Raw genomic sequence first — 22658 nt, 5'->3', positions numbered from 1 at the left:
AAAATGGCGCGTCCATCAAATTTAAAGGCGGCAAATGGATCAAAGCAGGCTAGATGAATTAAAAAAGCCACTACAAAAGCGGCATCAGGGGCCGAAGCGGGGCTTGAAACAAAATTCTAACGGCGAAAATCTTAAAGCCCAAAATTCTGAAATCCAGAATTCCGAAGCCTCAAATTTTGAAGTTTCGAATTTTGAATTCCTGAATTCTGAACCTCCGAATTTCGAATCTTTGAATTCCAAAGCACCGAATTCCGCTACTGATGCTTTAAATTTAGAAGCCGAAGCGGATCAGAATTCTGCCTTTGAAAACAACGCAGAGTCGCAAAATTTTATCTTAAATGACAGCGGCTCTTTACGGCAAAATTCCAAAGCCAGAGATTACGACGAAGATCCGATAATAATCAAAAATTATGAAAAATTTTTTGTATATTCGTTTTTAGTCCTATTATTGCCGATCTCTACGCTACATGCATTTTTGATTATAGATTGTATAAATCATGAAGATATTGACATAGTTCAGTATTTTGCTATTTTATTCATTATTTTACTATCTATGGTTATAATATCCGTATTTACCATAATCCGCCCTAGACAAGAGATAAAATTTACAAACAATTATATAGAATTTATTAGCGACGGCTTGGTTGAAAAATGCTGCGAAATTGACGAAAACGCCTTATCTTTAAATTTCTCTATCGGGATTTTGGCAAGTTCATATGAGATAGGGAAAGCTGAAAAGATATTTTTATACTTTATCGCTATTTTTATGTGCGTAACATGGTGGGATATATTTTTTATAGCGGTATTCTTTACATATTTATTCGGGTTTTTATTAAATTTCATACTTTATCTGTTTATAAATAGGAATTTAAAAGGGTTTAGAATTTTGCCGTTTATTAGGATCGCACGCCCCTCGTATGGCAGATGGTTTAGGAACAAACCCGTTTATCCAAGATATTATCTCGTTTATCTCTATAATCAAAAAATTTATGATGAAATTAAAGAATATTTTTTACGAAAAAGCGTAAATATAAATAACGTTAAGAAAGATTACTTATTTATCTAATAGGAGGATAAAATGACGAGGGAAGAGGTCGCGAAGGAAGAGCCAGGCAACGCGTATAAAAGGTTTTCATCAAATTAAGTTATTATAAATTTAGATCTATTTTTTAAAAGGTGCTTGAAATAATGGAAAATTATAATGAACAAAAAGCCAGGGATTACGACAAAGAGCCGATAGTCGTAAAAAAGATGGATGATCTGTTTTGGCTGATAGCTCTTGGAATTTTGTTAATTTGTTCTTTGACCTATCATTTTAGCAGTGAGTATAAATTTAGGTTTTATATGAAAATATTGCTAGGTTATGGCACTGCCTTTTTCTTTATATACGCGGCACACTTTCTAAAAAGCAAAAAAACAATAACCTTTATGAGAGATAAAATAGAATTTAAAAATAAAACCAAATGCGAAAAAGAGATGGCGTTAAAAAATATCTCCGTTTACAGATATGCTTATATGATTCCGAATTTTGCGCCCTTTGATGTGAAAATTAAATTTTGTGTTTTAGTTTTATTTATAATGATCGTCGTGGCATTATACAACTTTAAATTTTATATGTTTATTTTTATCATTATGGGCTTATTGCTGATGCCCATTATTAAATTTATCTACTATATTCTATTTGAGAAAACCGTTAGGTTCTTGCTTTGTTATAAATTATTGATATGCAATGGCTCCGATTCCGAAGTATTTACGATCAATAATAAAAAGGAGTTTGGCGAGCTGCAAAAATATTTCTTGGATACGCTAAATATAGATATTACAGAGGGATATTTATTTTGGAAACCGCCTTATGATATTGCAAAAATAATAGTGAATAAAATGAACAAATTTATGAAATTCTAAAAACAAAAGATAAGGTTTAAAAAATATACAAACGATACATAATTAGCGTACCGCGGGATAAACAATTTAATCTGCAGAATATCGATCTTTAATGAAAAATAGAATTTAGAAAATTTAAATTCTAACGCCCCGCTTGAAATTTTGCCTTTAAAATTTACGCGCTAATCATTGCCGCTTTCATATACGCCGAGCTCTACGAGATTGCCGTCAGGATCGCGCAGATAGATACTTTGCATAGCGCCGCGCGCGCCCGTGCGGGGCACGACGCCAAGCTCTATTTGCACCCCTTTGCTTTCAAGCTCCGTTTTGAGCTGCTGCGCGCTTTGATCTTCGCAAATGAGGCAAAAATCCGCCGAGCCCGCGATAGGACGCGCTGCAAACGGCGCAAACTCACCCGCGCGGGTGTGGATATTGATCTTTGAAGAGCCGAAACGCAGGCTGTGTTTGCCGCCCTCGCAAACGTGCTCTAACCCCAAAATCCCTTCGTAAAATTCCACGCATTTTTGCAGATCCTCCGTAACTAGGACGAAGTGATCGATCCCTTTGATTTTCATTTTGCCTCCCTGTGCGCTCGCAAATCGCAAAATTTTTACGCCTCGCGGTACAATTTTGGAATTTTACCGCGAAATTTTGCGACAAAATTCCAAATGCTCGTAGCGCGAAATCAAAATTTCGCGGCGTAAATTTTAAAATTCTAAAATTTTGCCCAAGCAAAATAGGGTGCGAGTAGAGCCTGGCTTTAGTAAAATTAGACCGACGAAATTCCGTCTAGCTAGCGCCGCAAATTTTAATCTCGCGATTTCAAAACTAGCGATTTTAAAATTCTCTTACCTACCTCGACGCCCGGCTGATCGTAAGTGCTGACGCCCAGTATCGCTCCAGTAGCGCTGGTTAGCAGCTCGAAGTAGTAAAATAGCTCGCCCACGCTCTGTTCACAAAGCCGCGAAACCTCGATTAGATCGACGCTGATGCCCTCGTTTAGCACGGCTTGCAGCGTAGCATCGCACTGAAGATTTAGCACCTCATCCAGTCGCATGCCGTTTACGAAGTCGCAGCCCTCAAGACCTTGCAGACTGATACCAGGTACCACGTCCGTAGTGCCGTTGTCCGTGAGCTTTAAGAAGGTCACGGTCTTATCCTTTACGCCGTCCATTATGAGCTGAAGGAAGCTGTGCTGATCGCGTGAGCCTACAAGCCCCACAGGAGTAAGCCCCTCGCGGCTAAAGCCGATCTTTTTACCTAGGCTTTCCGCCCAGAGCTGCACATACCACTCGCCAAATGCGCGCAGCGCGTCGCCATAGCTAAAAAGGATGTTGATTTTCGCACTTTTGTGCGTGGCGTAGTGATGGGCTTTTCGTAAAATTTTATTCTCCGCGATTTTAGCGGGATCGCCTGCTAAAATTTCATCCAGATACCGCTCTTTTGCGGCGGCAGCTCCGCGTAGCATCGCGCTTGCATCAAGGCCTAGCCCAACTGCGGGCACTAGCCCTACTGCACTTAACACGCTAAAACGACCGCCTACGTTAGCAGGCATATTTATCACGCAGGCGCCGTGCTCACGCGCGAAGATATCCAGCGGCGAGCCTGCATCGGTGATGAAGATGAAATTTTTCGCTAGCGTCTTTAAATCTGAAATTCCGAAACGCCGCAAAACGACCTTAAAAAGCGAGATCGTTTCAATCGTGCCGCCCGATTTGGAGGATACTATGAAGATAGTGCGAGCGAAATTTAACCCTTCAAGCGCGCGGTTTACACTGTGCCCGTCGAGATTATCCAAAATTTCAAAGCGTAAATTCTTTCTTACGCGCGGATGCAGCATCTCATAAAGCGCCCGCGCGCCCACGCTGGAGCCGCCGATGCCCAAAAGCACGATCGCATCGTAGCTTCGCGCGCTAAAAAATTCCTGCGCCTGCGCTATTTCGTCTGCGCCTTGCTGCGGCAGGCGGTAGTAGCCTATCTCGCCGCTTTCGTATTCGGCGCGGATCTTTGCCGCTACTTCCTCTAGCGCGCCCTCTTTTGTCGGAGGGAAAAACAGCTCATTTTTTACCATCGCCGAATTCTCGCTCGTAGAAATATTTGATCGCCTCCACGTAGCCTTTTACCGAGCCGCAGTCGAAGCGAGTGCCTTTAAATTTATACGCGATCACCACGCCGTTTTGAGCCTGCTTTAAAAGAGCGTCGGTGATCTGCACCTCGCCGTTTTTACCGGGCGCCGTCTGCTCGATGAGATCGAAAATATTAGGTGTTAGGATGTAGCGCCCGATGATGGCTAAGCTCGACGGAGCCTCGCTAGGTTCAGGTTTTTCGATCATATCCGAGACCATTATTAGATCGTCGCTGATGCTCTTTCCCGCGATGATGCCGTATTTGTTTACGTCCTGCGGCGGCACCTCCATTACTGCAACGACACTGCAGCGGTATTTTTCATAAATTTTAACCATCTGCGCAAGCACGCCCTCGCCGTTTTCGTTCACGCACAGATCGTCTGCGAGCACCACGCCGAAAGGCTCGTCGCGGATTAAAATTTTACCCGTATAAATCGCGTTGCCGAGTCCCTTCATCTGCTCTTGGCGCGTAAAAGAGAAGGTGCAGCGCTTCATAAGCGCCCTGATTTCGTCGAGCAGATATTCTTTGCTGCTGCCTGAAATTTGATCTTCCAGCTCGTAACTGCGGTCGAAATAATCCTCCAGCGCGCGTTTACCGCGACCCGTGACGAAAGCCATATTGTCCATGCCCGCCTCCAGCGCCTCGTCCACGCCGTAGTGAATGAGCGGCTTGGTAAGGATCGGAAGCATCTCTTTAGGTAGCGATTTAGTCGCGGGCAAAAAGCGCGTGCCGTAGCCCGCCGCGGGAAATAAACAAGTCTGGATCATGAAGCTCCTTTGATCTTTTTTTGAACTTTTATTATAATGTAAAAAAGATAAAATTCCGCAAAGGAAAGCCTTGAAAACGATTGAAAAAGAGATCAGCGCCTCACAGGAGATTAAAAAATCAAGCTTCATCGCCTATCTCGCGCCGCTAGCGAGCTTTGAGGCGCTGCGTGCGCAGTTGCGGCAGCAACACCCCAAAGCGCGGCATATCGTCTGGGCATATCGCGCGCTGAACGAGCCCGGGCAGATCGTAGAAAACTCAAGCGACGACGGTGAGCCCAAATCGACTGCGGGCGCGCCGTGCCTAAACGCGCTTCGCGGCGCCGAATTGATTAACACCGCCGTGCTCGTGGTGCGCTACTTCGGCGGCATCAAGCTAGGCACCGGCGGGCTGGTGCGGGCATACGCCAGTAGCGCAAATGCCGCGATAGACGCCGCTGCGGACGCCGCAGAGCTAGTGGAATTCGTGCTGCGTAAGAAGTGTATATTTTTCGTGCCGTTTGCGGCGGTGGCTAAATTTGAACATTTTTTAAAAAAATCGGGTTTTGTTTATGAGGCGAGCTTCGGCGCTGCGGGAGCGGAGTTTAACGCAGAGCTTAGCGCGGAGGAATTTGAAAAATTTATGGGCTTTGCAGAGGCTCTCGCGCCGGCTCTTAAAATGCTGCACGAGCCGAAATTTTAAAATTTCAAAATTCTATAAAATTTAAAAGCCCCTCTCGGCTAAATTTGAAAGCATGAGCGGATTTTGCATTTTATCGCATTATCGCAACGGAATTTTAAAGCTAAAGTGAAATTTCATCGTACGAAACATAAAATCCGATAAATTTTAAAATTCTGTTGTAATTTAGCTTGCAAAATTTCGCGAAAATTCCGTCCGTAAATTTCAAAATCCCATAAAATTTTTAAAATTTCACGTGCTTCATCTTAGCTTCACGCACAGGCAGGCTTAGCAGAGCTGCAATAGCCGCTAGCGTCATATCCAAATACCACATATAATCATACGCGCCGTATGCTCGCACCGCAAGACCTCCGATATATGCGCCAAAAAATCCGCCGATTTGATGTGAAAGCATCGTAAATCCAAATAAGCTTGCTAAATATCGCGTCCCTAATAGCTTACCTACGGCAGCCGCAGTAGGCGGCACGGTCGCTAGCCAGGTAAATCCTAATCCCACGCTGAAGATATAAAACGTAAGGCTATCTTTGGGCGAGAGCACATAAGCACCAATAAGAGCGATACGCAGGGCATATATGCAAAATAAAATGACTTTACAGCGCACTTTGGAAACACACCAACCTACGAATAAGCTGCCTACGATGTTAGCGATACCAATCAGTGCGAGCGAAAAGGACGCTACCTGCGCGCCATGCCCGCTTAGTGCTACTTCACTAGGCAGATGCGTCACTAAAAACGCTACGTGAAAACCGCACGTAGCAAAGCTTAAATTTATCAAAATATAGCTTTTATCGCGCAGTGCTAAACGCAGCACTTCGCCTAAGCTGCGCTTATCTTCTTCATGCAGGCTGGTTTGTTCGCCAAGTAGAATTTTACTGCCTGCTAAAAGTCTCGCAAGCGGCAGAATTAGCAAGCTAAGCCCTGCGAGCGTAAAAAATGCGCCGCCGTATCCCAAAGCAGGCGTTGCGATACAAAACCCTATCATCGGCGCAAATAAAAACTGCCCGAACGAGCCGCCTGCATTTAACACTCCGCTAGCAACCGAGCGGATAGAAAATGGCAGGCGCTTTGCCATTAGGCTCATTAGAATCGGAAAACTACCTGCACCAAGCCCCAGTGCAAGCCCAAAACCCATCGTTAATACAAGCGCGCTTTCGCTGCTAAATAACGGCACAAGAGCGCAACTAATCGCCAAAAGCACGCTGCCCCAAAACAGCACGACGTAGGCACCGAGCTTGTCTGCAAGTATCCCGCTAAGCGGTTGCGAAAAGCCCCATACCAGCTGCGTAGTTGCCATCGCAAAGCTTACTTGCGCGATGGATAGGGAATTTGCTTGCATTATAGGTTGCACGAAAAGACCTAATGACATACGAATGCCCATCGTAATCATCAAAATCGCCGCGGCGCATAGGATCATTATCCAAACTGATTTCATATATATTCCTTTTAAAAAATAGAATTATAGCATAAAAATCACGAATATATCGAGATTTTATAGATATATTTAATTAATGTATTTTAGTATATTATTTATGTAAGAAGAATTTACCGAGCTTTAATGGGCTTTGCATTAAAATTCCATTTTCAAGGAGAACGCGATGATTTACGAAGACGAGATGATTTACGTGGAACACGAGGAGCACGAAGTGCCGTGGGTGAAGGTCTTTACGAAGGCGAAATTTAAAGAGCTTAGCGACTGCGACGAGGCGACGCTGGCGCATCTGTGGCGTGCCGTGCTTCAGTGCGAAAAGAGCCTGCGGGAGTTTTACGCGCCCGATAAGATCAACATCGCAAGCTTCGCAAACTATGTGCCGCGCGTGCATTTTCACGTCCAAGCGCGCTTTAAAAACGACAGCTTTTTCCCGGAGTCCGTTTGGGGTAAAAAGATGCGAAACAGTAAGCTCGATCTGCCGGAATTTAGCGAATTCGCAGAGGTTTTAGCGGCAAATTTAAAGATGGAATTCAGATGATAGGCGCGCGATCCAAAAAATACCTAAGTCTTTTCGCGCTTGCTTGCTGCGTCGCCACCTTTGCGTTTTACCTGCGCTTTAAAAGCGAGGAAAACGAGATAAAAATCAAGCAGCAGTTCGATTTTAGCGCGAGCCTGTTTGAAAAGATCGTGGACGAAGAGAAGCTAAACGCCTTTGCGATCTCGCTGATTTTGTCGCAAAACAGCGACGTGGTGCGCTGCTTCGAGAGCGGCAAGCACGGCGAGTGCATGGACGTGATGAAAAAATACAAAGACATTTTAAGCGCAGTGCCCTTTTACACGGGCGTGAAGATACATTTTCACACGCAAAATACCAGAAGCCTGGCTAGGAGCTGGAGCGACGAATTTTACAACGACGATCTGAGCTCGTTTCGCCATTCGCTTTTGCAGATCCGTCAAAGCCTGCTTCCTAAAGCGCTCGTCGAGATGGGGCGGTGCGGGGTTTTCATGCGCGGAATTTCGCCCGTTTTTAGCGAGGGCAAATTTATCGGAAGCGCCGAGATAATGCTCGATTTCGAGCACGTCATCGCGCAGATCAACCGCATGGGAAACGATATTTTTATCCTCGTAGATAAGAGGTTTGAGACCGATTGTTTCTACGATAAAATAGGCGTTATCAAGGACTTTATCGTCGTAAATAGCGCGCCGGATTACGACGTTTTGTCGATTTTGGCGACGCTTGATTTTGGGGCGCAGAGCTTTATAAAAAAGGACGGGCATTATTTTTACGTTAGGGCATTTTCGGACGAAAACGGCACGAAGCTGGGCTATATAATTCTGCACCGCGAAGGCTAGCGGCGGGATTTAAATTTAGGCGTTTTGCAGCTTGTCTGCTTTGTAACGGCGGACATTTTAAATTTAATCGCAAAATCGCGGGAATTTACGCTGAAATTTTAAATTTTAAAAGGAGCGTCGGTATGAAATTTTATAAATCCGTTAAATTTAAAATCATAGCCGCGGCGCTGCTTCTGGCGGCGATACTCTGCGCCGCATTTATCCGCATCGTACCAGATTATTCCACTTCGCGAGGCTTCGCGATAGTTACTACTTCTGACTACAATAAATACAAGCAAGGATACTGCCTTAAAGAGGATAGAATTTTGCCGAAGGAAGAGCTGTATAAAAGAGCGATAGGACAATATTTGGATAAATTTATGGATATGTATAGAGCACAGGTTGAATGGAGAAAAAAGGATTTTTTCTATAAGCCAAGGTATGATACGAGCTATTATGAGATGGAAAATCTGAATTTTAATAATTATATAAAAATTATAGGAGACTATAGAGACAAGAATTTTACATCAGAAGAGATTTATATGAATATCCTTAGCGCAAAAGCTACGGATCCTAAAAAGTATTTAAAAATAAATTTAAACAATATGAGCGCCGGTTTCTCAAAACCGCTAATTCGTGTTTTGGGATATGATTATACTTTAATGCTAGATAGCGATTACATACTTCACGAGGATTATTTCGATCATAATTTTTTTATATGGGAAGCATTAAATAAAGATAATTTAAAAATTTATTATGAACACAACAGACCAATGGAAAAAATATATTTCGATAATTGCGGCGACGTAAAATACGATGTAGAAAAAGAATACCTGGAAGGCAGGGAACTTACAGGCGGTTGAAAAGCCGAGTAAATAACTGAAATTTTAAATTTTAAAAGGAGCGTCGGTATGAAATTTTATAAATCCGTTAAATTTAAAGTGCTAGCTGGAGTGCTACTTCTTATAATAATACTCTGCGCCGCATTCATCCGCATCATCCCCGAGTACTCCACTTCAAAAGGCTTCGTTGTAGTTTCTACTTCCGACTATAACAAATACCAACAAGGATACTGCCTTAAAGAGGATAGAATTTTACCCAAAGAGGAGTTGTATAGGCGCGCCGTCGGAGAATTTTTAGATAAAGAAATTATCGTATTAAAAAAGATAGCGAGTTATAGAGAGAACGACGATATAAAATATAAGTACTCCGCTGATTATTATGAGATGAAAGACTTGAACTTTGAGAATTATCTTGAAATTTTAAAAAACAGCAGCAATAAAGTAAAAACTATTGAGGATCTGTATATTGCGGAACTAAAGGCGACTAAAACGGATCCGAAACAATATTTGAAAGTTGATACTGTCGATAAAATAGTCGGTTTTACGAAGCCTTTGATTTTGTGCTTTGAGGATAGCGTATTTCTTATGCTAGATAAAAATTTCATAATTAGAGACAACTTTTTGCAATCCAACTCTATTTTGCTATTTGATAAAATTCCAACTGAATATGACTTAAGAACATACTATGAAAAATCTGGTAATTCGCCCAAATATTATTTCGATAATTGCGGTAATATAAAATATGATATAGAAAAAGAATACCTGGAAGGCAGGGAACTTAAAGGCGGTTGAAAAGCCACGCTAAAACAAAATTTTAAAAAGCCCTAGCCGCACGAATTCTACTTCTAAATTTTAAAATTTACGCCCAAATTTAATGCGCCGTTTTAGTCTAAAAGCTTCTGCTTAAACAGCGGGATTTTGTAGCAAAAGGTGCTGCCCTCGCCGAGTTTCGAGCTGACGCTTTTTGCGATGCCGTAGCGCTTGCAAATTTTATCGATTATGTTTAGTCCCAGGCCAAATCCGCCAAGAGCCGCGTTTTCGCGCGAGTATCTATCCCAGATCGCGCTCGTATCCTTTATGCCGATGCCGAAGTCCTGCACGCTAAAGACCGCTATGCTCACCCCTTTTTCCAGCCCGATGATGATCTTGCCGCCTGGGCGCGAGTATTTTATGGCGTTGCTTAGGGTGTTGTCGATGAGGCGCATTAGCGAGGTTTCGTCCATAAAGACGCTCACATCTGGCGCTATTCGCGATTGCAGACTTATGTTTTTGCTTTTTGCGACCAGATAGATGAAATTTATCCTAGCGCTCAAAAACTCGCTCATATCGATGCGGCGGCTTTTTAAGCTCATCTTGCCGCTTTTGATGAAGTACTCCACGTCCTCGTAAGTAATGACCATCTGCTTGAGTGCGGATTTGATACGCGCAGTGTGTTTGTCGCGCAGCCCAAGCATCTCGGTATTGATGAGCGCGACGCCCAAAGGGGTCTTTAGCTCGTGCATCGCGTCGTTGAAAAATGCCTTGATGAGGTTGCTTTGCTGCGCGTAGAAATTTTTAATGATTTTGTAGTTAAACAGCGCGATGATGAGCGCTACGAAAATCGTGATAAAGATCGTAGAGATCGCGATAAATTCTATCTTGGCATAGCTTATCTTTTTTGAGATGACGAAAAAATATAGCTTGCCCTCATGCAGAAAATGGCGCTTAAAAAATACCCGCCCGCCGAATTTCAGCGTAATAAACGCAAAGTCGGGCGGCTGCACGCTTAGGTTTGATCTTAAAATTTCGCCGTTTGCATTTAGGATCGCGTAGTCGTAGATGAGCTCGTCTTTTAGATCGGGATATGCGCCGGCTAGGGCTTCGCCGCTTTTTTGTATCAGCTCGGCGACGTCGGCGCTCTCCTCGATTTTGGAGTTTAAATAGATGATATAAAGGCTCTCGCTTATAAAGGCGCCGATGATGAAGATCGCGCTAAAAAGCGTAAATTTAAACCCTTTAAGCATTGATCTTATATCCGAGTCCGCGGCTGGAGAGGATGAAATCGTTGCTCGTTTTGGAGCGGAGGTTGCTGATATGCACGCGCACATCGACGCTGCCCGCCTCGCCGTCCCACACGTCGGCGATGAGTTCATCGACGCTAACGAATCTTTTGATATTGGCGAGCAGAAATTCTATGATCTTGATCTCTTTGGCGCTTAGCGATATCTCTTCGTCCGCGCGTTTTAAAATTTTTAAATTTGCGAAGTAGTGAAATTTATCCGCGATCTTGACGGCACCCTTTTCGTCGCCGAAATACTTTCGCATCAGCTCGCTTACCCTAAATTTAAGCTCGGCTAGGTGGAAAGGCTTTTTTAGATATTCGTTGCAGCCCAGCTCGTAGCACTGGCTCAAATCGTCGATGTCGCCGAGCGAGGTCATCATCATCACGGGGGTGTTGAGGCCGAGGCTTCGCGCATATCTCAGCACCTCTTCGCCCGAAACCTCCGGCACCTTGATGTCTAAGATCAGCAAGTGGTATGCATTCGCGGCGATCTTATCGCAGGCTGCGTCGCCGCTTTCGCATTCGTCCACCTCGTAGCCAAGCTCCTGCAGATACTCGCTTACGCTGCTTCTGTATTCAAAATCGTCTTCTAAAAGTAAAATTTTCAAACCCGTTCCCTAAATTGGGAGCGAGACTACGCTCCCGTGCAAATTTGCCCCGCATATACAACGAAGTAGCGAAGCAGAATGACGCCGCAAAGCACGACGAAAGAATTTAAAACTATAAACGCAGGCTTGTAGGCGTGGTTTTTCAGCGCCGTAAAGGCGATGATGATCGGAGCGATGAGCCCCGTGCCTAAAACGCCGATCCAGAAAATTTTACCGTAAATTTCGTGCGTCAAAGCCTGTTGTGCCGCAAGCGCGCTCGTGCCGCCCTCGAAATACATCCCGACAAATAGAATGAACAAAAGCGGGATCTCAAAGAGTATCGCGCGCAGATCAAGTACCAAAAGGTATTTTATGCTATCTTTGTTTAACGAGCCTTTAAAAAACAGAAGTCCAACTAAAATGCTCGCCGCGATGCCGCTGGAAAAGCCCGACAGCAAAAATAAAATCGGCAGCACCGGAGTATTCCAAAGCGGAATTTTCATCACCGCGCTTAGCAAAAAGCCCGTATATGCGCCCACGCAAAGAGCAAGCACGAATAAAACTCGCTCAAAAATTTTAGAAGCTTTGGCAAATGAGCTTAGTAAATTTACGATAGGTCGCAGAAAGGCGAGTAGTTTAAATTTGCAAATTTCTTCGCCGAATACGCATAGCGCAAATACAAAGCTAAGCGGCACGTAGATTAAAAGCGCTGCCACGCCGAGGCTCATCACCGAGCCGAAGTTAAATTTGATCAGCAAAAGATAGAAGGTAAGAGGCTTGCCCAGATCAAAGATCAAAAGCAAAAGCCCCGCGCAGATCGTAAGCGGCGCCGTGATCGCGCCCGCTCTAATCATCGCATCCCAGATAGAATTTTGCTCGCTTTCGTGGCGGTTCCATTTGACTAAAAGCGCCACCATCGTCGCTCCCGCGCTAAGACCCGCCAAAAATAGATAGATCGCAATCGGCCAAGGCCAGTAAATTTCAGAGTATTGGCTCATATCGCCCCACATATTATTCATAGCGTCCTCCTTTTTTGTTTTTGATATTCGCTAGGCGCGGTTTGGTGTTTAGATACGCTTTCGGATATTCTACACTCGTTTTGGCTAGCAGCTTGTTTACCCCAGAGCTCGCGTCGTTTACGTCGCCAAAAACCAAAGCGTCGGTCGGACACACGCTTACGCAAGCAGGCTGCAAGCCTTTGCTGGTGCGGTTCGTGTAGCAAAAGGTGCATTTGCCGATAGCGTGCGTGACGGGATCGACAAACCTTGCGTCGTAAGGACAGGCTAGGATGCAGTATTTGCAGCTGACGCAAAGCCTCTCGTCTATGAGCGTTACGCCGTCTTTGGTTTTAAAGCTAGCGCCCGTAGGGCAGACGTCCACGCAGGGGCTATCCTCGCACATAACGCAGCTGGCGCGCGAATAATCTAGCTTTAAATTTGGAAAAACGCCGCTTGTTTTGCCGTGCACTTGCAGCCTATAAACGCCGCTCGGTACGCCGTTTTCATTCCCGCACGCAACCGAACAGGCTTGGCAACCTATACATAAATTTTCGTCGTGAATCATTATGAGTTTTTTCATAACCGCCCCTTTCAAATTTTAACTATATCGACGCCGACGTTGGTTACCATCGTGCTTACCACAGGACCCGCAGCGGGATCGAGAAGGACGCTTTGGTTAGTGCCTATGCCGTTCGTGCGCTTTAGCCCCGGACTTACGTGCCCAAAGCCGTGGTATAAAAATAGGCAATCGTCTCTGATGCCTTGCGTGACGAAAATTTTAGCCTTTTGCTCGCCGAATTTATTTTTAAGCTTCACGACATCGCCCGTCTTTAGCCCCTCCGCTTTTGCAGAAGCTGGGCTGATCCAAACCGGCGATTCGCTCATCATATCGTTTAAAATTTTGACATTTTGCGTGTGGCCGTTGGTGTGAAGTGCGGTCTTGCCGGTCATTAGGCAGTATTTGTGTCCGCCGAATACGTCCATACCCTCGGTGTTTAAGCAGCCGTATCCCGCGAAAAGCTCCTCCACTTTCGGCGCGAAAAGCTCAATCTTGCCGCTCGGGGTTTTAAATTTCATCTGCGAGCTCATCTCGCCGTTTTCGTCCACGAACTCCGCCGCGGCAGGATATTTATCGATAAATTTAGCCACGAGCTTCGGCTCTCGGTAATACAGCTTCGGCACCTTGTAGCTTACGTAGCCGTTTTTGATTAAATTTGCGATCAGCTCGGCGTTGCCTTTGGCTTGCTGCATGCGGTATTCGTCGATATTGTTCCAGGTATAATCTTTATCGATCTTCATCACCCTCGCAAGCTCTCTAAAAATTTCATAGCCGCACTTTGTATCGCCCACCGGCTCGACGGCTTTGTTTCGCATCACAAATCCAGGCGCGGTGCCGCCTTTGTTTTGAATCGACTCATCACGCTCCAAATACGTGGATTCTGGCAAGATCACGTCGGCTAGGCACGCAAAGTCGCTCATATATACGTCGATTGCGAGCACGAAGTCTAGCTTTTTGATCGCCTCTACGCTCTTATCCACGCCTGCAACGTTGATGAGGTGGTTAAAGCGCGTGCTGACCCAGCCTTTTACGGGGTAAGGCTTTTCGCTTAAAATCGTAGGCGCGATCTGCATTAAAACGCCGTGTTTGCGCGGCACGAAGAAATTTTCGCTACCTTCCTCGCCGCAGCCGTCGATGCGCGCGGTCTTTGGAATTTTAAACTCCTTATCTGGGTTTGAGATGGTAGGGAATAGATCCTCTTTGCAAAGCGCGTTGAAGGTTTTGGAGTCTTTAGAGAAGTAAATTCCGCCCTTTTTCTCGACGTTTCCCATCAGCGCGTTTGCGATCGCGATGGCGCGCGTGCGGACGTATTCGGCTTTGGCGGTCGTGGTTTTATGACCCCAATCGATTATGACTGCGGGAGCCGCGGCGTAAATTTCATTTGCGATGCGCTCTACCTTGTCCGCTTTGATGCCCGTGATAGCCTCCTGCCAAAGTGGCGTCGTATCCTTAACGGACTCCCTTAGCTCCTCTAGCCCCACGGCGTATTGTTCGATAAATTTTTTGTCGTATTTGTTATCGCGCAGCCAGACGTGAATCAGCGCCATCAAAAACGCCGCGTCGGTTCCCGGCTTTATCGGTAGCCACTCGTCTGCTTTGGAAGCTACGACGCTAAAGCGCGGATCGAGCACCAAAAGCTTTACGTCCTCTCTACTCGCGGCTTTTGCGAGCTTTTTGGTTTTTGAGATGTCGATTCCCTCAAAAAGATTGTGGCCGAAATTTACGATATATTTTGCGTCGCCGTAGTCTCTTTGCATGTTGGTGCCGAAGGTGTGCGGCACGGCGATATTGTAGGTGACCGGGCAACAGGACCAGTGCGAGTAGATGTTCGGGCTGCCGTAGGCACAGGCGAAATTCATCATCTGAGTATGGTGCTCGCCCGTTTTGGAGGTAAAAACCACGCTTTGCGGACCGTATTTTTGCGAAATCTCGTCCAGCCTCTGCGCGCAAATTTTAAGCGCCTCGTCCCAGCTTGCTTCTCTAAATTTGCCCTCGCCGCGCTCGCCTACGCGAATGAGCGGCTTAATGAGTCTTTGATCGTCGTAGAGCTGATTGATGCCCGCTCCGCCGCGAGCGCAGACGGAGGTTTTGTTTGCAAACCTGTGGTTGCCCTCGATGAGAGCGCCGCGGCCGTCTTTGACGGTCACCTCGATAGGACAGCGCGAGGAGCACATCTCGCAGACGCTGGCGACTTTCTTTTCCGCCCCGCCTGTAACCGCGCTAGCGTTTAAATTTAGATTTAGTGTCGCTAGCGTGCCGATCGCGGCGGTGCTTTTTAAGAAATTTCGTCTATTCATAAAAACTCCTTACCTTTAAGTTTCGGTAGGAATTCTAAGGCTTCATCGTAAAAATAAGGTTAATTTTGATAATGCAGCTTTTGGCTTAGACTTTATCTCGAAAGATAAAATGCGTCCTGCGCCGTATTTTAAAGCCATAAAATAGAGCCAGCAGTAGCAAAATGCTAATTGCGCCGCAGATCGCAAGGGCTACGCGAGCGCCTAATAGCTCGGTAAAGAAGCCCGATATGAGCGCTCCAAATGGCGTACTACCTATTAAAAATAGCGCGTATAAGCTAAGCACACGCCCGCGAAATTCGTTGCTTACGTGCATTTGCACGGTGGAGTTGATGCTTGAGTTTGTGATTACGAAAAGAAATCCAGTTACGGCAAGCCCTGCCGCAGCCCATGCGAAGGAATTCGCAGCCCCAGTAAGAGCTAAGCTCACCCCCATAGCGATCGCGCACGATCTGATTTTACGGATGCCAAGTTTATCAAAGACTGCTACGAAAAGCGCGCCGCAAAAGGCTCCCACGCCTAGAGTCGACATCAAATATCCAAAGCTTCGCTCATCCGCGTCTAGGCTAAGCTTAACGAGTGCCGAGATCGTTACATTATAATTTGGCACCAGCGTCGCTACGATAAGCACTATTATCATTAGCTCGCTTAGAGTTTTTTTGTGCGATACATACGAAATTCCAGCACCGATCGAGGCAAAAACGCCTCCGCTTCTGCTAGATAGCGTAGTAGCGGATGGCGGAATTTTTATGAAAAACAGCGAAACGATGATGCCTAAAAAGCTAAGTGCATTAAATAAAAAGCAAAAGCCCACGCCCCACAGCGCCATCACGATCCCAGCAAGTGCGGGTCCTGCAATACGAGCGACGTTGAAGGACATAGAATTTAACGCTATGGCGTTGGCTAGATCGCGGGGCGAGTCGATGAGGTCTTTTACCATCGACTGACGGCTCGGGGCGTCCATGCTGGTAAAGATGCCGCTTGCAAAAGCGCAAAATAAAATTTTGCCGAAAGAATATAGCTCACAAAAGCTCATAACTGCGAAAATTGAAGCGGTCACCGCCATGCCTATTTGAGCGAGCAAAAGGATCTTTTTGCGATTAAACTTATCGAGCAGTACACCGGAAAATGGCGTAAAAAGTAGCGCGGGCAAGAACCGCGCCGCGGCTACAAGGCTGACCTTAAAAGCGTCTGCGGTGATGCTTAGCACTAGCCACGGCAGCGCGACGCTTTGCATCCAAGAGCCGATCAGCGAGAGGTTCATCCCGATCCAATAAATTCTAAAATTTGAGTATTTAAGCGATAGGAAGGGATTTTTCAACGCGCCGCCTTTTGAAATTTTGATTTGAGATTATACATTAAATTTTAAAAATTCACTTAAAGATTTAACATTTATAAAAATTTAACGAAAATTTAATATTTCTGAAAAGAAAAATTTTATATACTCTGCAATAAATTTTTAAGCAAAGGATTAAAAATGCAAAGACCGACTCCAATTAATCAGGAGATCAAACTCGATGAGAAGCGCTATATAGTTTCCAAAACCGATCCGAAGGGCATTATCACGTTTGCAAATCCGTATTTTTGTATGATTTGCGGCTATAGTGAGCTTGAGCTTTTGGGGCAGCCGCATAATATCATACGACATCCGGACATGCCGCGCATAGCGTTTAAGCTCATGTGGGATACGATACAGCAGGGCAAGGATTTTACCGCTGTGGTTAAAAATTTAGCCAAAGACGGGCGCTTTTATTGGGTCATTACAGAATTTACTTCTAAAAAAGACCCTGTAACAGGGCAGATCACCGAATACACGGCATTTCGCAAGGCTCCACCAAGATCCGCGATCGAAACTATAGAGCCAATTTATAGGGCATTGCTGGATGCTGAAAGAAACGGCGGTATGCAGGCTAGCCAAAAGGCGCTCGTGGACTTTTTAAAAAGCAAAGGCGAGACCTATGAGAGCTGGATCGCAAAGGTCTCAGGCAAATCAAATCCGCTCACCGCAATGTTTTTTAAGGCGATGAAAAAGCTTTTTAGCTAGTTCAGTTAAAATTTAATGCAAACCCCGCGCAATGCGATTGTTTGGCTTTGCGCGAGAAAAGGCAGATAAAGTACAAAACCGCCCGTTCATGAAATTTTGAAATTCTACGAAATTTTAAATTTAGCACTTGAGTTTTGAAATTTTACGTCCACATCAAACGCGCTACAGATCAAAGTCCCTCAAGCGTTATGTCGTAGAGCCTCTCTGCCGTTTCGTCGTTTAAATTTAGCGTCTTTTTGCTTCGTAAAAATTCTAAAATTTCATCCTGCGCAAAGCCCGCTCTTTGCGCGCAATGCTCGTGCGCGGGCAAAAAACCGCGGCATAGCGCGATATTTTCTAAAATTTCCTCATCACATAAAAAACAATATGGCTCGTCGTGCAAGCGCCCCTCAAATTTTAAAATTTCGGCGTAGCTTTCTACGATTATGCGGCGCGGATTTTGTTTGCCAAAGCGCATAGCAGCGTGGTTTAGCAGCTCGTAATAAAATTTATCCAGATGTTCGGCATCTTTTAGATGCGCGTGTAAAAGCCGCATGAACTGCTGCCAAAATAGCAGCTTCTCGCGGCTTCCTAGCCACGCGTATCCTAGATGCATCACACCGCTAAGACGAGGGAGGAAGTTTTGATTTTGCGAGAGCTCGAAGTCGATTTTATAGCCCTGGATGATGTTTGAATGGCGCGCGCCGTAAAAGCGATACGCACGCACGAGCGCACTTTCGCTTAGCACGTCCACGATGCAGTCCTCATCCCTAACATTGGTCGTTTTTAATATAAATCCTTGCATTTTCCTATTTTAGCGAAATTCACATATAAATTTAAATAAAGAATTTTAGGTTATAATCAGAAGTTTCATTTCATAGAATTTAAAGGAAATCATATGAATTTTGGAGATCTATTTTCAAAAATACGCAGGACGCAACCTGCGCCGAGCGAAGCTCCTACGCATTGGATCAAGTGCCCGGGATGTGGCGCACTGATGTATAGCAAAGAGGTCGAGCAAAATCATAGCGTTTGCCCGAAGTGCAACTATCACCTTCGTTTTGACGCGCAGGCTCGCATCGATCTGATCTGCGACGAAGGCTCTTTCGTGGAGTACGATCAAAATCTGCAGCCCGTCGATCCGCTAAAATTCGTCGATAAAAAATCCTACAAAAAGCGTATTGCCGAGAGCAAAGAAAAAACAGGCAGGCTTAGCGCGGTGATCGCGGGCGAGGGCGCTATAAGTCGCCAAAAAATTCAGCTCGTGGTGTTTGATTTTAACTTCATGGGCGGAAGCCTGGGCTCTGTGGAGGGCGAAAAGATCGTGCGCGCCGTAAAGCGCAGTCTGGATAAAAACGAGCCGCTAATCATCGTAAGCGCAAGCGGCGGCGCAAGGATGCAAGAAAGCACCTTTTCGCTAATGCAGATGAGCAAAACCTCCGCCGCGCTTAAAATTTTATCCGAGCATAAAATTCCATTCATCTCCGTTCTTACTGATCCTACGATGGGCGGCGTGAGTGCGTCATTTGCGTGGCTGGGAGATATCATCATCGCAGAGCCCGGCGCTCTTATCGGCTTTGCTGGACAGCGCGTCATCAAGCAAACTATCGGCGCGGATCTGCCGGAGGGCTTTCAAAGATCGGAATTTCTGCTCGAGCACGGATTAATTGATGCGATCGTTCCTAGAGCTGAGATGAGGCAGTATTTAAGCGATGTAATCAACGTGCTGAGCAAAAACGCTGTGCAGATTGACGACACGAGTGACAAATCGCTGCACGAAGAGGGAAGCGAAGAGTAGTGCAGATAACGGTAAATTCCATCCAAAAGGGCGCGGACGAGTTCGCTAGCGAGATAAGCGATTATAAAAAAATGGCGGCTAAATTTGCCGCGGTGCGAGATGAGACGTTTTTTAACGCTAATATCGCTCGCGCTCAAGCAGCATCCCGCGAACTCGCACTTATGGCGTACGATGAAGCTTATCTACCACGCCTTAGCGGATACGTCGTGGCTCTGGACGAGCGCGGACAGGAGCTAGATAGCATGGAATTTGCGAGTATGCTAAAGGATAAGAGCAGCGTGTCGTTTTTCATCGGTGGCGCTTATGGGCTTAGTGAAAATTTTAAGGCAAAAGCCGATAAAATAATTAGTCTTAGCAGGCTTACGTTAGCGCACAAAATCGCTAAACTTTTGCTTTTTGAGCAAATTTTTCGCGCATTGTGCATTAACGCAAACCATCCATATCACAAATAAAGGGAAAGAATGAAGAAAAACGAGTTGAAATTTTACAAGAAAATTTTAGAAGAAAAAAGAGAGCAACTCATCGCCAATATTAATAGCTCTGTAAATGAAATTTCGGAATTGCGCGAGAATAAAGCTGCGGATGATTTTGACGTAGCGAGCATGAATACGGATTTAAGCATCGAATACTCGCTCAATGTTAATCAACAAAAGGCGTTTTTAGAGATTGAAAGCGCGCTTAAGCGCATCGAAAACGGCACTTATGGGCTTTGTGAGAGCTGCGGCGAGCAGATAAGCTTAGAGCGTCTTAAGGTAAATCCGGAGGCGAGATTGTGCATTTCGTGCAAGGAACAGGCGGAAAAGCAAAATAGGAGTTAGCTATGAAAACCAAGCAATTCTTTTTATATTCGATCGTCTATATCGCAATCGTCGCGATTTTAGTTTTTACGCAGCAAAGCAGTAGCTATACGCTGGGGCTTTTCGGTTTTACGTTTACGCTTCCTGTGGCAGTGTGGATCGTGCTGCCGTTAATTTTATATATGATTTTGGCGATTTTTCATATCGTTTTTCATAGCTTTGCGTTTTACCGCACAAAAAGGGCGATCGCAAAGGATCTAAGCGCATATGATGCGATGAGTAAAGAGGTTTTGCTGGGTCTTGATACCAATAAAGACTTTAAAACCGAGTATTTTAAAGACCCAAGCGAGCTTACTAAAATTTTATCTCCGTGGTACGATAGCACCGGCATAGACGTCAAAAATGAGGATCTAAAAGAGGTCATAGGCGTTATCGAGAAGGTTAAAAACGGCGAAGTGGCGGATCTGCGAAAATATAAACTCCCTAAAGATAACGGACTATTTTTGCAAAACGAGCTCAATCGCCTCGACGCCGAGCCTGCGTATGCGTATGAAATTTTAAAAACCAAGGGCGTTTATAGTGAAAATATCACTAAAAAAGCCTATGCCGTAGCGCTTGCCAAAGGAAGCTACGATAAGATCAAAGCTTATAAAATTCCTCAAGATATAGCCGAGGTAAATATTTTAGTGGATCGCGCGGTGAATGACGCGAGCTTTGAGATCAGTAGCGAGGAACTTTTCGATCTCGTAAATAATGAAAAATTTAGCGAGCAGGATTTTATCGGCTTTGCTAAAAAGCTAAAAAATCATCTCGCTCCAGAGCAATACAAAGCCTTTTTCGAGCGGCTCAAAAACGAGAATCAAGAAGCAACCGAGGCATATCTGTACGCGCTATATGAGCTTGGCATGATCGACGAGTTTAGAGAGCAGCTAAGCCTTGCCGACGGCGACGAGTTTGAGAAGTTTAAAATTCTGCTATTTTTGCGTGACAACGGCAAAAACGTTCCTGCGTCGCTGTTATTTTAACTCAGTAATTTTACGAGTTCGTTTTATGCGGGTAAGAGAGGCTGCTTTTTACGCTCTTTGCGTCCATTAAACACAGCCTACGCGATAAAATTTAAAATGCGGATAAAATTCTAACTCGCGCAAATTTGAAATTTCAAAATTTATCGAAAAATCAATGCGCGCAAGCGGTAAAATTTAAAAGATTTGTTTGTGTAGTGCGCGCGTAAACGGATTTTGCATTTACGCGATGAAATTTAAAATTTAAACGTAAAGCGCAAGACTTGCTAGCCGAATAAAGTGATGAAATTTTAAAATCCGCGCGGCGTTTTGCAAGCTGCTGTTGGGCTCGCCGTGCAAATAAAATTTAGTGGCGATCATTCTTGCTGCCGTTTTGCCGCCATGCAAATTAGCTAAGCTTAAAAATAAAATTTGCGCCTAAATGCGAATGCCACAGCCTATGAAATTTAAAATTTTGAAGCTCGTGGCAAAATCCGCTGCAAGCGCTGCGGTATTAAATTTAAAGGTTTAAATTCAAACGAAATCAAAATGAGAAATTTAAAATGACGGAAGATTTTTTTAAAAAGGACCCTCTATTTTTGGCGCCTTTGGCGGGCTTTTCAGATCCGCCGCTGCGGGGCGTAGTGAAAAAATTCGGCTGCGACGCGACCGTAAGCGAGATGATAAGCGCAAACGCCCTTGTTTTCGAGGGTGAAAAGACGCTAAAGATGCTCGAAAAAAACGCCGCCGAAACCCCATTTTTTGTGCAGATCGCGGGCAGCGATGCGGAAATTATCAAAAAGGCGGTTTTGCTCATCAATAAATTTGACGGCATCGACGGCATCGATCTAAACTGCGGCTGCCCCGTCCCCAAGGTCGTAAAGCAAGGTGCCGGCTCGGCGCTGCTGCTCGATCTGCCCCGTCTATCGCGCCTGGTTGAGACTATAAAAAAGTATTCGAACAAAAAATTTACGAGCGCGAAGGTGCGGCTGGGCTTCGGCGCCGTGGATATCGAAAATATCGCTCGCGCCGTACAAGGCGCAGGAGCCGATTTTATCGCGATTCATGGCCGCACCAGAGCGGGCGGATACAGCGCGGCGGTGGATTACGGCGCGATCGCAAGAGCCAAATGCGCGCTGCAAATCCCCGTGATCGCAAACGGCGACATAAACTCCGCCAATGCGCCTGCAGTGCGAGACCTTAGCGGCGCAGACGCGCTGATGATCGGTCGCGCGGTCATCGGCAGGCCGTGGATCTTTCGCGAGATCAAAACGGGCGAACGCGCAAGCGACGCGCTAAAAAGGGAGGTCGTGCTCTATCATTTCTCCCAGATGTTAAGCCACTACGGCAGCCACGGCGTGGCGATATTTCGCAAGCATCTGCACGAATACTCCAAGGGGCGCGAAAACGCCGCAAGCTTTCGCGAGCAGATCAACCACGTCGCTGCTGAGAGCGAAATGACTCGGCTAATCGAGGAATTTTTAGCCTAAATTTAGAATTTTA

General features: G+C 45.3%; 24 protein-coding genes. 13 read left to right on the top strand and 11 right to left on the bottom strand.

Annotation, left to right across the window (positions count from 1 at the left end; translation table 11 throughout):
• Positions 1-34: 34 nt before the first annotated feature.
• Positions 35-1066, top strand: coding sequence for a hypothetical protein (locus Q0380_RS07235; protein WP_298961996.1), 1032 nt, complete (start codon positions 35-37; stop codon positions 1064-1066).
• A 122-nt stretch (positions 1067-1188) separates the two neighbouring features.
• The gene (locus Q0380_RS07230) at positions 1189-1905 is read left to right on the top strand and encodes a hypothetical protein (RefSeq protein WP_298961994.1); all 717 of its coding nucleotides are present in this window, start codon (positions 1189-1191) and stop codon (positions 1903-1905) included.
• 161 nt (positions 1906-2066) lie between these two features.
• On the opposite strand, the gene Q0380_RS07225 is transcribed toward Q0380_RS07230, so the two are convergent.
• The 3 genes from Q0380_RS07225 to galU all read right to left on the bottom strand — a co-directional run bounded on the left by Q0380_RS07225 (position 2067) and on the right by galU (position 4778).
• Entirely contained in the window at positions 2067-2459 is a 393-nt protein-coding gene (locus Q0380_RS07225) for a VOC family protein (protein WP_298961991.1), read from the bottom strand.
• A gap of 233 nt (positions 2460-2692) precedes the next feature.
• Positions 2693-3955: a glucose-6-phosphate isomerase gene (locus Q0380_RS07220; protein WP_298961987.1), complete on the bottom strand. Its 1263-nt coding sequence runs from the start codon at positions 3953-3955 to the stop codon at positions 2693-2695.
• Positions 3942-4778, bottom strand: a complete 837-nt coding sequence (gene galU, locus Q0380_RS07215; protein WP_297881144.1) for a UTP--glucose-1-phosphate uridylyltransferase GalU — start codon at positions 4776-4778, stop codon at positions 3942-3944. Before galU ends, Q0380_RS07220 begins: the two co-directional genes overlap by 14 nt.
• Before the next feature lie 70 nt (positions 4779-4848).
• On the opposite strand from galU, the gene Q0380_RS07210 reads away from it, so the two are divergent.
• Positions 4849-5457, top strand: coding sequence for a YigZ family protein (locus tag Q0380_RS07210; protein WP_298961986.1), 609 nt, complete (start codon positions 4849-4851; stop codon positions 5455-5457).
• 220 nt (positions 5458-5677) lie between these two features.
• Here the strand turns inward: Q0380_RS07210 and Q0380_RS07205 are convergent, their stop codons facing one another.
• Positions 5678-6886, bottom strand: a complete 1209-nt coding sequence (locus tag Q0380_RS07205; protein ID WP_298961984.1) for an MFS transporter — start codon at positions 6884-6886, stop codon at positions 5678-5680.
• Between the two features lie 163 nt (positions 6887-7049).
• Between Q0380_RS07205 and Q0380_RS07200 the strand changes: the two genes are divergently transcribed.
• From Q0380_RS07200 to Q0380_RS07185, 4 genes are all read left to right on the top strand, one after another.
• Entirely contained in the window at positions 7050-7421 is a 372-nt protein-coding gene (locus tag Q0380_RS07200; RefSeq protein WP_298961981.1) for an HIT family protein, read from the top strand.
• Positions 7418-8236 (top strand): cache domain-containing protein, encoded by an 819-nt coding sequence (locus Q0380_RS07195; RefSeq protein WP_298961978.1) that lies wholly within the window; start codon positions 7418-7420, stop codon positions 8234-8236. Before Q0380_RS07200 ends, Q0380_RS07195 begins: the two co-directional genes overlap by 4 nt.
• Positions 8237-8358: 122 nt before the next feature.
• Positions 8359-9078 (top strand): hypothetical protein, encoded by a 720-nt coding sequence (locus Q0380_RS07190; protein WP_298961975.1) that lies wholly within the window; start codon positions 8359-8361, stop codon positions 9076-9078.
• Between the two features lie 48 nt (positions 9079-9126).
• The gene (locus Q0380_RS07185) at positions 9127-9849 is read left to right on the top strand and encodes a hypothetical protein (RefSeq protein ID WP_298961972.1); all 723 of its coding nucleotides are present in this window, start codon (positions 9127-9129) and stop codon (positions 9847-9849) included.
• A gap of 92 nt (positions 9850-9941) precedes the next feature.
• Here the strand turns inward: Q0380_RS07185 and Q0380_RS07180 are convergent, their stop codons facing one another.
• The 6 genes from Q0380_RS07180 to Q0380_RS07155 all read right to left on the bottom strand — a co-directional run bounded on the left by Q0380_RS07180 (position 9942) and on the right by Q0380_RS07155 (position 16857).
• Positions 9942-11060, bottom strand: coding sequence for a HAMP domain-containing sensor histidine kinase (locus tag Q0380_RS07180; RefSeq protein ID WP_298961970.1), 1119 nt, complete (start codon positions 11058-11060; stop codon positions 9942-9944).
• Positions 11053-11706 carry a response regulator transcription factor gene (locus Q0380_RS07175; RefSeq protein WP_177387544.1) on the bottom strand — a complete coding sequence of 218 codons (654 nt, stop codon included), beginning with the start codon at positions 11704-11706 and terminating at the stop codon, positions 11053-11055. Before Q0380_RS07175 ends, Q0380_RS07180 begins: the two co-directional genes overlap by 8 nt.
• 26 nt (positions 11707-11732) lie before the next feature.
• A complete protein-coding gene (nrfD, locus tag Q0380_RS07170) occupies positions 11733-12704 on the bottom strand; it encodes an NrfD/PsrC family molybdoenzyme membrane anchor subunit (protein ID WP_298961967.1) in 972 nt (323 codons plus the stop codon).
• On the bottom strand, positions 12697-13263 hold the full coding sequence (locus tag Q0380_RS07165) for a 4Fe-4S dicluster domain-containing protein (protein ID WP_298961964.1): 567 nt from the start codon (positions 13261-13263) through the stop codon (positions 12697-12699). Before Q0380_RS07165 ends, nrfD begins: the two co-directional genes overlap by 8 nt.
• An 11-nt stretch (positions 13264-13274) precedes the next feature.
• Complete coding sequence (gene phsA, locus Q0380_RS07160) at positions 13275-15539, bottom strand: thiosulfate reductase PhsA (protein ID WP_298961960.1); 2265 nt, start codon at positions 15537-15539, stop codon at positions 13275-13277.
• 85 nt (positions 15540-15624) lie between these two features.
• The gene (locus Q0380_RS07155; RefSeq protein ID WP_298961957.1) at positions 15625-16857 is read right to left on the bottom strand and encodes an MFS transporter; all 1233 of its coding nucleotides are present in this window, start codon (positions 16855-16857) and stop codon (positions 15625-15627) included.
• Between the two features lie 156 nt (positions 16858-17013).
• Between Q0380_RS07155 and Q0380_RS07150 the strand changes: the two genes are divergently transcribed.
• Positions 17014-17580: a PAS domain-containing protein gene (locus Q0380_RS07150; RefSeq protein WP_005870765.1), complete on the top strand. Its 567-nt coding sequence runs from the start codon at positions 17014-17016 to the stop codon at positions 17578-17580.
• A 169-nt stretch (positions 17581-17749) separates the two neighbouring features.
• Here Q0380_RS07150 and recO read toward each other — a convergent pair whose 3' ends face one another.
• Positions 17750-18364, bottom strand: a complete 615-nt coding sequence (gene recO / locus Q0380_RS07145; RefSeq protein WP_298961955.1) for a recombination protein RecO — start codon at positions 18362-18364, stop codon at positions 17750-17752.
• A gap of 93 nt (positions 18365-18457) precedes the next feature.
• Between recO and accD the strand changes: the two genes are divergently transcribed.
• The 5 genes from accD to Q0380_RS07120 all read left to right on the top strand — a co-directional run bounded on the left by accD (position 18458) and on the right by Q0380_RS07120 (position 22645).
• Entirely contained in the window at positions 18458-19357 is a 900-nt protein-coding gene (gene accD, locus Q0380_RS07140) for an acetyl-CoA carboxylase, carboxyltransferase subunit beta (RefSeq protein WP_298953378.1), read from the top strand.
• The gene (locus tag Q0380_RS07135) at positions 19357-19809 is read left to right on the top strand and encodes a 23S rRNA (pseudouridine(1915)-N(3))-methyltransferase RlmH (RefSeq protein WP_298961952.1); all 453 of its coding nucleotides are present in this window, start codon (positions 19357-19359) and stop codon (positions 19807-19809) included. Before accD ends, Q0380_RS07135 begins: the two co-directional genes overlap by 1 nt.
• Positions 19810-19818: 9 nt before the next feature.
• The gene (gene dksA, locus Q0380_RS07130) at positions 19819-20175 is read left to right on the top strand and encodes an RNA polymerase-binding protein DksA (protein WP_005872423.1); all 357 of its coding nucleotides are present in this window, start codon (positions 19819-19821) and stop codon (positions 20173-20175) included.
• A gap of 2 nt (positions 20176-20177) precedes the next feature.
• On the top strand, positions 20178-21179 hold the full coding sequence (locus Q0380_RS07125) for a LapA family protein (RefSeq protein ID WP_298961949.1): 1002 nt from the start codon (positions 20178-20180) through the stop codon (positions 21177-21179).
• 539 nt (positions 21180-21718) lie between these two features.
• Entirely contained in the window at positions 21719-22645 is a 927-nt protein-coding gene (locus Q0380_RS07120; protein WP_298961946.1) for a tRNA-dihydrouridine synthase, read from the top strand.
• The last annotated feature ends 13 nt before the right edge of the window (positions 22646-22658 follow it).

It is taken from the genome of uncultured Campylobacter sp., from assembly GCF_937959485.1.
Classification (GTDB): domain Bacteria; phylum Campylobacterota; class Campylobacteria; order Campylobacterales; family Campylobacteraceae; genus Campylobacter_B.
Note: the sequence above shows the minus strand (reverse complement) of the source record. Positions and strands in the feature narration are given on the sequence as shown.